The following is a 13,825-nucleotide window of genomic DNA, read 5'->3' as shown; positions in this document are numbered from 1 at the left end:
CCCCCGACACCGACGCGCCTTCTCGACGGCCCTGCCGCTAACCGCGGGGCTGGGGTTTCCGCGCCGTGAACAACTCCTCGCGCACGCGCTTCCGCAGCACCTTGCCGACGAGCGACCGCGGCAGCGAATCCGCCTCGACGAAACGACGGGGGACCTTGTAGCGTGCGAGCCGAGCCCGGCAGAACTCCTTGAGCGCATCGGGATCGAAGACCGCACCCGCGTTGAGCACGACGGCGGCTGCCACGTCCTCACCGCCCGACTCGCGGGCCAGCCCGACGACCGCGGCCTCGGCGATGTCGGGGTGCGAGACGAGCACCTCCTCCACCTCCGAGGGCGCGATGTTGAAGCCGCCCGTGATGATGAGTTCCTTCACGCGGTCGACGACCGTGACGAAACCGTCGGTCGAGACAGTGACGATGTCGCCCGTGCGCAACCAGCCGTCCGCGAGGAGCGCCTCGGCCGTCGCGTCCGGCCGCCGCCAATAGCCCTGGAACACCTGCGGACCCTGCACGAGGAGTTCGCCCGGCTCCCCCGGCTCCCGATCCACCGCGGGATCCGCGGGGTCGACGACGCGGATGCGCGTGCTCGGAAACGGCACGCCGACGGCACCGGGCCGCCGGGTGTGACCCATCGGGTTCCCGAGCGACACGGGCGACGACTCGGTCATGCCGTACCCCTCGACGAGCAGACCGCCGGTCGCCTCCTCCCAGCGCGTGACCGTCGAGACGGGCAGGCTCATCGCGCCCGAGATCGAGAAGCGCACGTGGGAGAGGTCGAGCTTGGACTTCCCGCCTGCCGAACGCGTGAGCGCGTCGTAGATCGGCGGCACCGCGGGCAGGAAGGTCGGCGGCGACGACGTCGACGCGTCCGCCACGAGCCCGACGTCGAAGCGCGGGAACAGCACGACCTTCGCCCCGATGCTCATGGCCGTGATGAGACACACCGTGAGTCCGTAGGCGTGGAACATCGGCAGGACCGCGTAGAACGTCTCGTCACCTTCACGCAGTCCCGGAACCCACGCGCGGCACTGCATCGCATTGGCGCGGAGGTTGCGGTGCGTGAGGACGACACCCTTCGGCATCCCCGTCGTGCCGCTCGTGTACTGGAGGGCCGCGACGGAGTCGAGGGTCGGACGTGCGTGCCGACGGGAGAGCCGGCGACTCTCGACGAGCGAGCTCCAGGAGAGGAACCGGCGGCGCTTCGGGCGCTTCGTCATGGCCGCGCGCAGCTCGCGTGCCTTCGGAACGGGCAAGCGCAACGCGAGGCGCTTGCCGAACGGGAGCGCCTCCGTCATGTCCACGGCGACGATGTGCTGCACGCCGATGTCGGCCGGGAAGCCGTCGACCGTGTCGTACACGGAGTCCCACACGATCGCGACGCGGGCGCCGTGGTCCTCGAACTGATGACGCAGTTCGCGGTCGGTGTAGAGCGGGTTGTGCTCGACCACGATGGCGCCGAGCCGCAGCACGGCGTAGAAGGCGACGACGTGCTGCGGGCAGTTCGGCAGGACGAGAGCGACCCTGTCGCCCTCCTTCACCCCGAGCCGCCGCAGCCCCTCCGCCGCACGCGAGACCTGCTCGGCGAGATCGTCGTACGTGGTCTGCGCGCCGAAGAACTCGACGGCGATCCGGCGTTTGTGACGGGACACGACGCCGTCGAACATGTCGACGAGCGTCTCCGTCGGTTCGGGGATGTCAGCGGGTACTCCGTCGGCGTAGGCATGAAGCCACGGCCGGTCGTCGATGTGGGTCACGGTTCCCTCTCGGCTCGGGGATTTCCACGTTACCGGGGAGAGCATCACCCGACCGATACGTTGCCCCGGAGCGAGGAACCGCGTAAGGCGACGGCCGGCGCGGCCGCCAGCCCTGAAGCCACACGCATGATTCCGTCGATCCACCCTTCTGCGGCTCGTCAGGAACCGCGCGCGATAATGGACCGATGGCGTCCACCGGGGTTCGACGAGTCGCACGCGGGTCTGCCGCCGCGGCGGTCTCGACGTTCGTCGCCCTCCTGTCCCACGTCGCCGCAGACGGCGCCGCCCCCACCCTCGTCGGCGTGAGCGTCCCGCTCGTCCTCTCACTCGCCGTCTGCACGGTGCTCGCGGGTCGCCGCCTCGCACTGCCGCGGCTCGTCGCGTCGGTCGTCGTCAGTCAAGTGCTCTTCCACGCGCTCTTCGTGCTCGGTGCCCCCGGTGATGTCCGTCTCGGTGACGGGGCGACAGAGAGCGGCTCCCATCTCCACACCGTCGTCCTGACGTCGAGTGTCGCCCACGACCACGGGGGCGGCCCGACGATGTGGTGGGCCCACGCTGTGGCGGCCGCCGTCACGGTCGTCGCCCTCAGCCGAGGTGAGGCGGCCGCACGGCGGGTGCTCTCGGTGGGACGCCTCGTCGTCACCCGCTTCGCGACGGGTCGACTCGCCCGCGCTCGCTCGATCCGACCGCTCGGCTTCCGCCGAACGGCCCGTCCACCGGTCCCCGTCTACGGGCGCACCGCGTGCCCCCGGCGTAGCGCGCCGCTGCTCAGCCGTCGGGGGCCGCCGTTCCCGTCCACAGCGGTCTGAACCGTCCTCCGCTCCGAACGAGTCGAGGACGGGACGCCGCAGCAGCGACCCCCTCCCGTCCGCTCGACCGCCAGCGGCCGATGCGACTCACCGAAAGCGACCCCATGTCCCTCCTCTCCTCCCCTCAGCACCCCCGCACGTCACGCCGTCTGGGCGCCGCGGCCGCGGCCACCGCCCTCGGCATCGTGCTCGCGGCGACCACCGCCATCGCTCCCGCGTCCGCCCACGACGAGCTCGTCGCGAGTACCCCCACCGCCGGTGAAACGCTCGACCCGGCACCCAGCGAGATCACCCTCACCTACTCCGACAACGTCCTCGAGGTCGGAATCGAGGTGAGCGTCACCGACGCCGGCGGCGCCGAATACGTCGCCGACGAGCCGGTCGTCGATGGGTCGACCGTGACCGTCGCACTCGACTCCGACATGCCGGGTGGCTCGTACCAGGCGGACTGGCGCGTCGTCTCCTCGGACGGACACCCGATCAGCGGAACGATCCCCTTCACCGTGACGACGCCAGCGGAGACGGAGGGGCCCACGACCACGGCGACGCCCGCGACGAGCGAACCGCCCGTGCTCGCGACGCCGTCGGACGAGACGAGTGAGAGCGCCGCTCCCCCGATCGACGATGAGAGCACCGACGCGGAACCGACCGGTGGTCAGATCGCGCTCATCGCCGCGATCGCCCTCGCTGCCCTCATCGTGGTCGCCGCGCTGATCATCATCATCGCCCGTCGGCGCGGACGCTCAGCGGGCACCCCGGCCGATGGGTCGACGGGGAACGAGCTCTAACCGGGGGCGTCCGCCCGCTCGTCGCGTGGGCGGACGCCGTCCGCCGCGCGGACCGACAGCAGATGCAGGAGCCGCTCGAGAGGCCCGCGACCGAGCGTGAGCCGCCACAACGGGCAGACCACGAGAGCTGTGAGGGTGAACCACAACCACGACCACTCGGTGGGTTCGTTGTCCGGGAAGAGCACGGCGTACGCCACGACCTGCAAAGAGTAGGTGCTGAGCGCCGTCGCGCCCACGGATTCGAGCGGGAAGAGCGCGGCTCGGAGCGGACGGGCGATCAGGAGCGCGATCCCCACGATCACCGCCGCGACGCCGGAGGAGCCGATGATCTCGAAGGACGTGCCCGAGTGCGCGTCCATGCCCCGGAGCAGCGACCAGTCCGGTTCGAGGATCACGCCCGGTGGACCGTACGCCGCGCGGATGATCGGGGCCGTCGAGACGGCCGTCGCGGCGCCCAGCGTGTACCCGACGAGGGCGAGGAGAGCGCCTACCCCGGCGATGCGTGACGCGACGCGCCGGGAAGCGAGGTCGAGACGGCCGATTCCCATCCCGAACCACAGGAACGACATCCAGATGATCACCGGATAGCCACCCGTCACGAGCAACTCGACGAGCAGGTTCTCCTCGGAGCCGCCGAACGCCGCCGAGATGGTCGCGAGGAGTAGGACGACCACCGGCGACACGACAGCCCACACGCCGGCGAGCACGAAGAGGCTCCGCGCGCGCCAGCGGATCATCGGCAGGGCCAGTACGAACATCAGGGCGTAGTACTCGAGGATCACGATGATGTTCGTTCCGAGGGCACTGAGGCCGACGCCGATGAGGAAGATCACGAGAGCCCGCACGAGGATGCGGATCCGGGCGCGAGCGCGCGCTGCTTCCGCGTTCCGGCGGCGCTCGTCCCCCTCGAACCGTGACCGGCCCCCGGTGAGGAGCGCGATCGAGACTCCGGCGAGTACGGCGAACAGGATCGAGGACCGGCCGTGCACGATGGCACCCCAGCTGCCGGGATCGCCGAGGACGAGGTCGTCAGGAGCGCCGAGATGGGCTCCGAACATGCCGAGGACCGCGAGCCCCCGAGCGACGTCGAGCCCGAGGAGCCGGGACGGGTCGCTGATCGCTCTCACGGCATCACCCTAGACGCTCCGTCCGCACCGCGGGCAGCCGCTCGTGGGCGCACGACGGTGAGAGCCTGCCCTAGCATCGAGGCATGGCAGAGCGGGGTGCGTACGCGAAGGGCATCGCCCGCCGCGAGGAGATCCTCCGCGTCGCCCTCGACGTGTTCGCGCGTGAGGGGTACCGCGGCACATCGCTCCGGGAGGTCGCCAAACGGGTCGGCGTGAGCCTGCCGGGCCTCATGCACTACTTCGAGAGCAAGGAGCACCTCCTCACGGCCGTCCTGCAGAAGCGCGACGAGGTCGACACTCTCGGCGCCGGAGCGGCGGTGACGGATCTCATCGACGGCTTCGTCGTGGTCATGCGCCACAACAGCGACGTGCCGGGTCTCGTTCAGCTGTACCTCACGCTCGCCGCCGCGGCGGAGGACCCCACCCACCCGGCACACGAGCACTTCCGCTCACGGTTCGTCCTGCTGCGCACGCAGATCGCCGACGCCGTCCGGGAGCGGCAGGCGCAGGGTCGTGCCCGCGCGGATCTCGATCCCGACCACATCGCGCGCATGCTCATCGCCGTCGCCGACGGGATCCAGATCCAGTGGACGATCGACCGATCCGTGGACATGGCCGACGACCTCGAGCGGCTCTGGGACGCGCTCGCGGGCTGAGTAGGTGCCGAGCGACGGTCACCGAACCGTCGCTCGGCGACACGATCAGCGATCGGTGTGCCGGCGGGCTCGGAAGCCGTCAGGGGGCATCGGCGGGGACCGGTGCGAGGTCGGTGAGCACGGCGCCGAGCTGCTCGACCGCCCAGTCGATGTCCTCCTCAGACACCACGATGGGCGGAGCGAAGCGGATCGTGGGTCCGTGCGTGTCCTTCACGAGCACGCCGCGCGCCATGAGCGCGACGCACACGGCGCGACCGGTCGCGAGCTCGGGATCGATGTCGACGCCGGCCCAGAGACCCGCGCCGCGGACGGCGACGACGCCATGCCCGACGAGGGCCTCGAGTCCCGCGTGAAGCCGCGCGCCGAGGACACGCGCGCGCTCCTGCATCTCGCCGGTCGCGAGCAGTCGTACGACCGCCAGTCCGACGGCGGCGGCGAGCGGATTGCCGCCGAACGTCGAGCCGTGCTCCCCGGGGCGCAGAACACCGACGATGTCGCGGTTTCCGACGACCGCCGAGACGGGGACGATGCCGCCGCCGAGCGCCTTGCCGAGCAGGTACAGATCGGGCACGACGTCGACGAGGTCGCACGCGAACGTCGCACCCGTGCGGCCGAGCCCCGACTGGATCTCGTCGGCGACGAAGAGCACGTTGCGCTCCGTCGTGAGCGCGCGCACCGCGGGAAGGTACTCGGCCGGAGGAACGACGATTCCGGCCTCGCCCTGGATCGGCTCGATGAGCACAGCCACGGTGTTCTCGTCGATCGCCGCAGCGAGCGCGTCGATGTCGCCGTACGCGACGGATCGGAAGCCGGGAGTGAACGGACCGAAGCCGTCGCGCGCCGTCTCGTCGTCGGAGAAGCTGATGATCGTCGTCGTGCGGCCGTGGAAGTTGCCGTTCGCGACGACGATGTTGGCCTGACCGGCGGGCACTCCCTTGACCCGGTAGCCCCAGGCACGGGCGAGCTTGATGCCCGACTCGACGGCCTCGGCGCCCGTGTTCATGGGGAGGACCATGTCCTTGCGTGCGAGGGCCGCGAGCTCCGTCGCGAACTCGCCGAGGCGGTCGTTGTGGAAGGCACGACTCGTGAGGGTGACACGGCCGAGCTGCTCGGTCGCCGCGGCGACGAGTACCGGGTTCGAGTGCCCGAAGTTGACGGCGGAGTACGCCGCGAGGCAATCGAGGTAGCGATTGCCCTCGACATCGGTGACCCACGCGCCCTCGGCGGTCGCCGCGACCACGGGAAGCGGGTGGTAGTTGTGCGCGACGTGGGCGTCTTCGAGTGCGAGCGCGTGGGCGGTCGCCTCGGCCCCGGTCGTGCCGGCAGGAGCGCCGGTCTGCCCGACGGCGCTCATCGGCGGAGCTCCAGCGTGCAGCACTTCACGCCGCCGCCGCCGAGCAGGAGCTCGGACAGGTCAACGCCGATCGGGTTGTAGCCGCGCTCGCGCAGCTGCTTCTCGAAGCCGACCGCGCGCTTCGCGATGACGACGTTGTAACCGTCCGAGATCGAGTTGAGGCCGAGGATGGAGGCGTCCTCCTCGCTCACGAGGATCGCGTCGGGGTAGCGCTCCTGCAGGATCGCGAGGCTCGGCGCGTCGAAGGCGCTCGGGAGGTACGCGATGTTCGCGTCCGCGTCGCCCGTGAGCGGGTCGAGGACCGCGATCGCGGTGTCGAGGTGGTAGAACGACGGGTTCGTGAGCGTGAGGGACACGACCTCGCGACCGTAGATCAAGGCGATCTCGGCGTGACTGTTCGACGCGCTGCGAAAGCCCGTGCCCGCGAGGATCACGTCGCCGACGAGGAGGAAGTCGCCCTCGCCCTCGTTGATCTCCTGGGGCTCGCGCACCTCGAAGTCGTTCTCGCGGAACCAGTCCATGAACGCGGGGCCCTCGGGCTGGCGCTGGGGGTAGGTGAAGCTCGCGCCGTAGGCGACGTTGCCGATGACGAAGCCGCCGTTGGCCGTGTAGACCATGTCGGGCAGGCCGTCGATCGGGTCGATGAGGTGCACGGTGTGGCCGAGGGAGACGTAGGTGTCGTAGAGCGACTGCCACTGGGCGACGGCCTTCGCCGTGTCGGTGGGCTTGGCCGGCTCCATCCACGGGTTGATCTTGTAGACGACGGTGAAGAAGTCGGGCTTGCACATGAGGTAGGTGCGCGGCGTCGCGGTGCGCTCGGGCACTGCGGCGGTGGTCGTGGTCGTGTCGGTCAAGGAGACTCCTCTGCCGGCAGGGCGATCGCTCGGCCGGTGCGTCGAGGCCCAGGGGGCCGGTCGTGGGCGGGGGAGGCGGACCAGGTCACTCTTCCGAGCCCCGCCGGAGCGGGACGCCGCTTCCAGTGTGGCACAGGGCCTCCCGGTGACGAGGTGTGCCGGACGCATGAAATCGCCGATTCCCGAGGGCAGATTGCAAGGATCTGGCGCGCGATGCCGCTACCCTGATCGAATGGACAACCTCGACCGTGGCATCATCGATCTCCTGCGCCAGAACGCCCGCGCGAGCTACGGTGACATCGGCGGGTCCGTGGGCCTCTCCGCCTCGGCGGTGAAACGTCGCGTCGACCGCCTCGTCGCCGACGGGGTCATTCGCGGGTTCACGATCCAGGTCGACCCGACGGTCGACGGCTACAACACGGAGGCGTACGTCGAGCTGTTCTGCCGCGGAACCGTCGCGCCCGATGAGCTCCTCCGTATCCTCTCCGGCGTCCCCGAGGTCGTCGACGCCGGCACGGTCACGGGAAGCGCCGACGCGATCGTGCACATGCGGGCGCGCAGCATCCCGGCGCTCGAGGATGCACTCGAGCGCGTGCGGATCGCTCCCAACGTCGACCACACGCGCAGCGCGATCGTTCTCTCGCGCCTCATCCATCGCACCCACGACTGAGGACCGACCGGTCGGCTGAAACGGGCTGACGGACCGCTGTTGTCCGCGCGCAACGACCGCTGCGCGTCCCATGGCCCGCTGCCGGGAACGTGCTGAACCGGTACGCATTTTGTATCGAGGATTGTGTTGCATCAGGAGCGACGCCGGGCTAGGTTTGTACCGACACAGAATGTCGGTGCCGGCATCATCACCGCCCGATCCCCGGGCGATCGAAGGAGAGGTCCGTGACCGCTCACGCCTTGATCTACATCGTCATCGGGTTCGCGCTCGTCCTGGCAGCCGCGCCCTATGGTTTCGCCCGCACCGAGACCGCTCGCCGCAAAGCGGTCGACCGGCTCGCGCGGAGGATCGACCTCGCCGTGCCGACGTCACCCATCGAAGACGAACGCATCGGCGCCCGCCTCGCCGTCCGCGAGCGCTCCATCGCCGTCAGCGGCGGCATCGGTCTGATCGCCGCCGTGCTCGCCGCCCTCTTCCTGCCGGGCTTCCACCAGAACGATTTCTCGCACCTCGGGATCTTCATCATCTCGCTCACGGGGGTCGGCGTCGGCGCGGGGCTGAACGCCCTCAGGACCACTCGAGAGCTGCCGGACGATGTGCCGCGCATCGCGCGCCTGTCCACGCCGACCATGAGCGACTACCTCCTCGGGATCGAGTACCGCGGCGCGATCGTCATCGTGGCCGTCGGAGCGGTGGTGACCGCGGCGAGCGTCGCACTCGCCTCGAACCCGCATCGCCACTATCGCCGCCGGTTGTGGCCGACGCCCGCCGCACGGGCGACGGCGGCGGCGACCCCCGTGACCGCGAGCGCCGAGCGCGACGTCCGATGATGCTCATCGTCGACCCGACGTCGACCGTCGCCCCGTTCGAGCAATTGCGCGGCCAGATCCTCGACGCCGTCCGCTCCGGCGGGATCGCGGCGGGAACGAAGCTCCCCACGGTCCGGAAGCTCGCTGAGGACCTGGGCCTCGCGCCGGGAACCGTCGCGCGCGCCTATCGCGAACTCGAGCGGGACGAGATCATCGAGACTCGCGGTCGTCACGGCACGTTCGTCGCGGCGACCGGCGACCCCACCCAACGGCAGGCCCAGGCCGCGGCCACCGCCTTCGCGGAGCGTTCCCGCCAACTCGGCCTGTCCCCGGACGAAGCCATCGGCTATGCGCGGGCAGCCCTGGGACTCCCGACCGATTACCCCGTCTGATGACGTACCGGATCCGCCCCGGAACCCGATAGCACGCGACGTGCTCGCTCGCAATCGTTTCACCGTCGAGCACGAAATCGGGCATCGTGGCACGCTGACCGCTACACGATCAGGAGGTTCACCATGTCACCCGCCGAGAGCACCGAAAGCACCGAGCGCGAGCGGACGCAGGACGCCGAGAAGCGCCAGGAGATGAGACGCATGTATCTCCGCTTCGGCGCGATGATCCTCACGTCCATGATCGTGATGTATTTCGTGATGTTCGCGGGCTCCTGGGAGATCGGCCACGTCCGCTTCAGCGAGAGCCGCGTCTTCATGGCGGTCACGATGGGGGGCACGATGGTGATCGTCATGCTCGCCTGGATGCTGAACATGTACAAGAACACGAAGGCGAACGTCGCCATCATCGCGATCGGCGTCCTGCTCATCGGGGGCGGCATCGCGCTCGACCGGAGCCAGGTCACCGTCGACGACACCGCCTACATGAATGCGATGATCCCGCACCACTCGCTCGCGATCACCCGGTCGGAACGGGCGGGCATCGAGGACGTGCGCGTGTGCGAACTCGCCTCCGAGATCAGCGCCGCTCAGCGGAACGAGATCCTCGAGATGGAGTGGCTCATCCGCGACATCGAAGAGAACGGGATCGTGACGACGCCGGAGGAGGCCGAGGACCGCGCCGCTCCGACGTTCGACGAGTCGGCCGACCGGGAGTGTCCAGCAGGGTGAGATCCCGGTCAGCGACCGCCGCCACCTCCGCCGCCGGAACCCATCCCCGAGAAGCCGCCGCCCATCGAGCCGCCCGTATAGCTGCCGCCTCCGCTGCCCGACCACACGGCCGACGCGGGTGCGGCACTGGCGCGGAGGGCGCCGAACGTCGCGAGGAAGTGCACCGACGTGAACGACGCGCCGTCGTACCAGCCGAGCGTGGCCCCCGTCTGCTGCACGCGCGTCTCGAGCACATCGGCCCACTGCTTCTCAACGCCCCAGATCACCGCATACGGCAGCAGCTTCTCGTAGACGTGGACGATCTGAAGCGGGTCGCCCGTGTCGATCCGTTCGGCCCCGGCCGGGCTCTGCAGCACCCGTAAGCGGTCCGCCTCCGCGAGCGCGAGGTAGTCGCGTAGTCCCACGAGGTGGTCGCGCACCGGAGCGCCCGCGTCGGTGATCCGATCGCGGTAGCGCCAGACAGAGATGGCGACGATGACCGCCGCGACGGCCGCGAGGAGCCCGATGACACCGAGCCACGACCCTGTGCGCCCGATGATCGGCAGGATCATCGCGACGAAGGCCACGACGACGACACCGATCGACGCGTAAATGGCTGCTGAGGTCGCGCGCTGCCGCGGCTGCTCAGTGAGTCCGGCATTGCGCAGCGATTCTTTGGCAATGTCCGAGCGCGCCGCGAGACGTCCGGCGAGTCCCTCAGAGTCGGCGCCGAGGGTCTTCCGCTCGCCGGCCGGCGCGTCCTCCCCGAAGACTGCGACGAGCACGTCCTGCCGTTCGGCGACGTCGCTCGGGCGGACGTACTCGAGGACCACGCCGTCCGACGTCTCCTCCCCCTCGGCGGCGAGGATGCGCACGTGACCCGCGACGGCGAGATCCACGAGAGCGGCGGGGACCGCGCTCAGCGGACGGTTCGCGAGGTGAGCGGCCTGCATGACGGTCACGTCGGCGGGCGGGTCGTACTCGGGGACGATGACGCCGCGCCCGGGAGCATCGCGTACCCGCCGACGCGCGACGATCGCCCCGATGGCGGCGAGCACCCCGAGGACGATGGCCGCGATCGACCCGCCCTGCGCGACCGGTGTCGAGGCGAAGGCGAACCGCTCGAAGGCGTTCCTCTCGACCTCACCCGGGACGAAGGTGCCCGGCTCGAAACCGACGACGAGCGTCACGTTCTGCTCCTCCTCGAGGCCGGTCTCCGAGACACGGAACACGGCCGAGCCGTCCTCCTCCGTCTGCGCGACATCGCACTGGTCGGTCGAGCCCTCCTCGCCGCGGTAGCAGGAGGCGTTTCCGCTGAGATCGGCGGCGAGATCGGGAGCCATCGTGAGGGTCGCGCTCACCTCGTCGAAGGGCTGCTCCCAGCCCGCGCCGTTGATGTCTCGCTGGAGCTCGTCGGCGTCGGTGTCGCCGAATGTGCGCACGACGTCGCGCTGCGAATAGGAGATGACGTAGGTCTGCTCCCCGAACACGTACTCGTCGGTGCCCGTCGCGACCTCGAGGAAGCCGTCGTCCTCGGAGAGCTCGAAGGGGACGTCGTCGCCCTGTGCATCGGTGACGGAGAGCACCTCGGTCTCGAGGGGGACGCCATCGTAGTCGTCGGGGATGGCGCGGACGATGCCGCGGTTCTGCTCGCGATCCTCGGGGAAACGGGCGACGATCGTCTCGGTCACCGCGAGTTCGGAGTGCTCGTCGTCGCCGCGGATCAGGGTCATGTCTGCGTGGAAGGAGTCGAACGTGAAGTCGTCGGTATCGGCGTGCGCGGCGGCGGGGGCACTGACGGCGGAGGCGACCGCGAGGACTACTGCGAGCGCGGGTCCCGCCCAGGGGCCTCGCCTCGCCGTACCGGGGGTCGGGGCGGACAGGCCGTACGCGTTCCGGACAGGCATATCGGCAGCATAATCAGCGACCCCCACCGCCCGAATCCCCCGCCCGACGGATCCCAGGGACCTACACCCGCACGAGGGCGCCACGTGTAACGGGCGCCCTCGCGACCGAAGAGGCGCCGTCGCGGCCCGGTAGAGCCGCGCCCGACGAATCGAGGGGCTCGCCGATGCTGTCAAGCCCGCGTGATGGCCGCCGGCTCGTCATAGCGTCGAAGGGCACGAGAACCATCGACAGAGGAGGACGACGTGACTGCAGAGAATGACCCGCGCACCGCTCACCGCGAGGACGGCTTCGAGGAGCAGGAGCAGACCCAGCCGGGGCTCACGACGGAGATGACCCCGACGCCCGACCACGGCGAGGGGAGCTACACGGGTTCCGGTCGGCTCGAGGGTCTCGTCGCGCTCATCACGGGCGGTGACTCCGGCATCGGACGCGCCGTCGCCATCGCGTACGCCCGCGAGGGCGCCGATGTCGCAATCGTCTGCCTCCCGGAGGAGCAGGCGGACGGCGACGCCACCGGCGCGCTCATCGAGCAGGCAGGACGGAAGTCGCTCGTCATCACGGCGGACATCCGGGACGAACAGACCAACGCGGACATCGTGGAGCGCGTCGTGAACGAGCTCGGCTCCCTCGACATCCTCGTCCTGAACGCCGGTTTCCAGGACGTGCACGAGAGCATCGACAAGATCGAGACAGCGAAGTTCATCCGCACCTTCGAGACGAACATCTTCGCCCAGCTCTGGATGACGCGCTCGGCCGTGCCACACCTGAAGCCGGGGTCGTCCATCATCGTGACGTCGTCGGTCCAGGCGGCGAGCCCGTCACCACAACTCATCGATTACGCGATGACGAAGGCGGCTCAGGCGGCGTTCGTGAAGGCGCTCGCGCAGGAAGTCGGCGAGAAGGGGATCCGCGTGAATGCCGTCGCCCCCGGCCCCATCTGGACGCCGCTCATCCCCGGCACGTCGTGGCCCGAGACCCTTCCGGAGTTCGGGCAGAACACTCCGCTCGGTCGAGCCGGCCAGCCCGCGGAGCTCGCTCCCGCGTACGTGTTCCTCGCCGACCCGGCGTCGTCCTATGTCTCCGGGGCGGTCGTGCCGGTTACGGGAGGCAACCCCTTCTAGACGCTTGCCCCGGTGCGACCACTGGGCCGGTCGCGTGAGTTGCGTACGCAATGGACAGTCGCGGGTGGAATCACGCCCGCGGTTGTCCGTTGCGTACGCAAATCGCGGGGGTCGGGGGGGGGCGGGGGCAGGGTGAGGGCGGAAGGGTCGGTCAGGCGAAGCGGACGACGAGCTTCTCGCCGGCGGCCGCCGAGCTGCGGAGTCGGCCGTCGACGATGGCCTCGGCCGGATCGATGAGGACCGGGCGCGGCGCACGGAGGCGACCGGCGGCGACGGCGCTGACCGTCTCGGCCAGAATCCGGGAGGTCCGTCGCGGGGAGAGGACACTCACAGCCGGACTCGAGATCACCCGTTCGGCGGGGTGGGTCCGCGCCGCCACGACGAGCGCTCCGAGCGCGGTGTCACTGCGCTCACGCCCCGGACGGCCGGTGAAGGCCGTCCGGACGACCACGCCACCCGGACGCACGACCGCCCGAACGCTCGCGTCTCCGCGGTGGTCCACGGCGACGTCCAGTGGACCGCCACCCGCCGCGAGCACGTCGTCGATCCACGTCCCGGAGGCGTAGTCGACGAAACGCACGCCGAGTGATTCGACGAGCTCGCGGCCCCGCTCCGACGCCGTTCCGACCACGGTCGCCCCGGCGGCCAGCGCGAGCTGAGCGATGAGGAGTCCCACCGGTCCGCTCACACCGTTGACGAAGATCCTTTCCGCCGACGGTCGCACACCGAGTACGAGCCGGGCGGTGACGGCATCGAGCGGAAGGGTCGCCACGATACGACGCCGACGACGTCGTAGCCGGTGACGAAGCCGGGCAGCGGATGGAGCAGATACCCGCCTGCCGTTGCGAGAACGTCGGTCGACCCGATCGACGCGTG

Annotated in this window: 14 protein-coding genes; 8 read left to right on the top strand and 6 right to left on the bottom strand. The window is 70.0% G+C overall.

What is annotated here, in order from left to right:
• Nucleotides 1-37 precede the first annotated feature (37 nt).
• Nucleotides 38-1,798, bottom strand: a complete 1,761-nt coding sequence (locus ELQ92_RS01850; RefSeq protein ID WP_128497251.1) for a long-chain-fatty-acid--CoA ligase — start codon at nt 1,796-1,798, stop codon at nt 38-40.
• A 140-nt stretch (nt 1,799-1,938) separates the two neighbouring features.
• Between ELQ92_RS01850 and ELQ92_RS01845 the strand changes: the two genes are divergently transcribed.
• Nucleotides 1,939-2,562, top strand: a complete 624-nt coding sequence (locus ELQ92_RS01845; RefSeq protein WP_128497250.1) for a hypothetical protein — start codon at nt 1,939-1,941, stop codon at nt 2,560-2,562.
• A gap of 104 nt (nt 2,563-2,666) precedes the next feature.
• A complete protein-coding gene (locus tag ELQ92_RS01840; protein WP_166426672.1) occupies nt 2,667-3,350 on the top strand; it encodes a copper resistance CopC family protein in 684 nt (227 codons plus the stop codon).
• On the opposite strand, the gene ELQ92_RS01835 is transcribed toward ELQ92_RS01840, so the two are convergent.
• Nucleotides 3,347-4,477 carry a heparan-alpha-glucosaminide N-acetyltransferase domain-containing protein gene (locus ELQ92_RS01835; protein ID WP_128497248.1) on the bottom strand — a complete coding sequence of 377 codons (1,131 nt, stop codon included), beginning with the start codon at nt 4,475-4,477 and terminating at the stop codon, nt 3,347-3,349. The two genes, ELQ92_RS01840 and ELQ92_RS01835, sit on opposite strands and share 4 nt — an antisense overlap.
• 83 nt (nt 4,478-4,560) lie before the next feature.
• Here ELQ92_RS01835 and ELQ92_RS01830 point away from each other — a divergent pair, with 83 nt between their 5' ends.
• Entirely contained in the window at nt 4,561-5,133 is a 573-nt protein-coding gene (locus ELQ92_RS01830) for a TetR/AcrR family transcriptional regulator (RefSeq protein ID WP_128497247.1), read from the top strand.
• Nucleotides 5,134-5,212: 79 nt separating this feature from the next.
• On the opposite strand, the gene rocD is transcribed toward ELQ92_RS01830, so the two are convergent.
• Entirely contained in the window at nt 5,213-6,487 is a 1,275-nt protein-coding gene (gene rocD / locus ELQ92_RS01825; protein ID WP_128497246.1) for an ornithine--oxo-acid transaminase, read from the bottom strand.
• Nucleotides 6,484-7,275 (bottom strand): dimethylargininase, encoded by a 792-nt coding sequence (gene ddaH, locus ELQ92_RS01820; protein ID WP_128497980.1) that lies wholly within the window; start codon nt 7,273-7,275, stop codon nt 6,484-6,486. Before ddaH ends, rocD begins: the two co-directional genes overlap by 4 nt.
• 298 nt (nt 7,276-7,573) lie before the next feature.
• Between ddaH and ELQ92_RS01815 the strand changes: the two genes are divergently transcribed.
• The 4 genes from ELQ92_RS01815 to ELQ92_RS01800 all read left to right on the top strand — a co-directional run bounded on the left by ELQ92_RS01815 (nt 7,574) and on the right by ELQ92_RS01800 (nt 9,941).
• Complete coding sequence (locus ELQ92_RS01815) at nt 7,574-8,011, top strand: Lrp/AsnC family transcriptional regulator (RefSeq protein WP_128493584.1); 438 nt, start codon at nt 7,574-7,576, stop codon at nt 8,009-8,011.
• 224 nt (nt 8,012-8,235) lie between these two features.
• Entirely contained in the window at nt 8,236-8,841 is a 606-nt protein-coding gene (locus tag ELQ92_RS01810; protein WP_128497245.1) for a hypothetical protein, read from the top strand.
• Nucleotides 8,838-9,212 (top strand): GntR family transcriptional regulator, encoded by a 375-nt coding sequence (locus tag ELQ92_RS01805; protein ID WP_341810972.1) that lies wholly within the window; start codon nt 8,838-8,840, stop codon nt 9,210-9,212. Before ELQ92_RS01810 ends, ELQ92_RS01805 begins: the two co-directional genes overlap by 4 nt.
• Before the next feature lie 123 nt (nt 9,213-9,335).
• Nucleotides 9,336-9,941 carry a DUF305 domain-containing protein gene (locus ELQ92_RS01800; protein WP_243694812.1) on the top strand — a complete coding sequence of 202 codons (606 nt, stop codon included), beginning with the start codon at nt 9,336-9,338 and terminating at the stop codon, nt 9,939-9,941.
• Nucleotides 9,942-9,949: 8 nt separating this feature from the next.
• On the opposite strand, the gene ELQ92_RS01795 is transcribed toward ELQ92_RS01800, so the two are convergent.
• Nucleotides 9,950-11,827 (bottom strand): DUF2207 domain-containing protein, encoded by a 1,878-nt coding sequence (locus ELQ92_RS01795; RefSeq protein WP_128497244.1) that lies wholly within the window; start codon nt 11,825-11,827, stop codon nt 9,950-9,952.
• Between the two features lie 243 nt (nt 11,828-12,070).
• Here ELQ92_RS01795 and ELQ92_RS01790 point away from each other — a divergent pair, with 243 nt between their 5' ends.
• Nucleotides 12,071-12,949, top strand: coding sequence for an SDR family oxidoreductase (locus ELQ92_RS01790; protein WP_243694811.1), 879 nt, complete (start codon nt 12,071-12,073; stop codon nt 12,947-12,949).
• A gap of 151 nt (nt 12,950-13,100) precedes the next feature.
• Here the strand turns inward: ELQ92_RS01790 and ELQ92_RS01785 are convergent, their stop codons facing one another.
• Nucleotides 13,101-13,721, bottom strand: a complete 621-nt coding sequence (locus ELQ92_RS01785; RefSeq protein ID WP_166426671.1) for a zinc-binding dehydrogenase — start codon at nt 13,719-13,721, stop codon at nt 13,101-13,103.
• Nucleotides 13,722-13,825 lie beyond the last annotated feature (104 nt).

The organism is Labedella populi, assembly GCF_004078655.1.
Taxonomy (GTDB): domain Bacteria; phylum Actinomycetota; class Actinomycetes; order Actinomycetales; family Microbacteriaceae; genus Labedella; species Labedella populi.
The sequence above is the reverse complement of the archived record's forward strand: the minus strand, read 5'-3'. Positions and strand labels throughout refer to the sequence as shown.

Coding starts and splice junctions, on each gene's coding strand:
- ELQ92_RS01850 (WP_128497251.1), bottom strand. CDS start 1,798: ATGCTCTCCCCGGTAACGTGGAAATCCCCGAGCCGAGAGGGAACCGTG.
- ELQ92_RS01845 (WP_128497250.1), top strand. CDS start 1,939: ATGGCGTCCACCGGGGTTCGACGAGTCGCACGCGGGTCTGCCGCCGCG.
- ELQ92_RS01840 (WP_166426672.1), top strand. CDS start 2,667: ATGTCCCTCCTCTCCTCCCCTCAGCACCCCCGCACGTCACGCCGTCTG.
- ELQ92_RS01830 (WP_128497247.1), top strand. CDS start 4,561: ATGGCAGAGCGGGGTGCGTACGCGAAGGGCATCGCCCGCCGCGAGGAG.
- rocD (WP_128497246.1), bottom strand. CDS start 6,487: ATGAGCGCCGTCGGGCAGACCGGCGCTCCTGCCGGCACGACCGGGGCC.
- ddaH (WP_128497980.1), bottom strand. CDS start 7,275: ATGTGCAAGCCCGACTTCTTCACCGTCGTCTACAAGATCAACCCGTGG.
- ELQ92_RS01815 (WP_128493584.1), top strand. CDS start 7,574: ATGGACAACCTCGACCGTGGCATCATCGATCTCCTGCGCCAGAACGCC.
- ELQ92_RS01805 (WP_341810972.1), top strand. CDS start 8,838: ATGATGCTCATCGTCGACCCGACGTCGACCGTCGCCCCGTTCGAGCAA.
- ELQ92_RS01800 (WP_243694812.1), top strand. CDS start 9,336: ATGTCACCCGCCGAGAGCACCGAAAGCACCGAGCGCGAGCGGACGCAG.
- ELQ92_RS01795 (WP_128497244.1), bottom strand. CDS start 11,827: ATGCCTGTCCGGAACGCGTACGGCCTGTCCGCCCCGACCCCCGGTACG.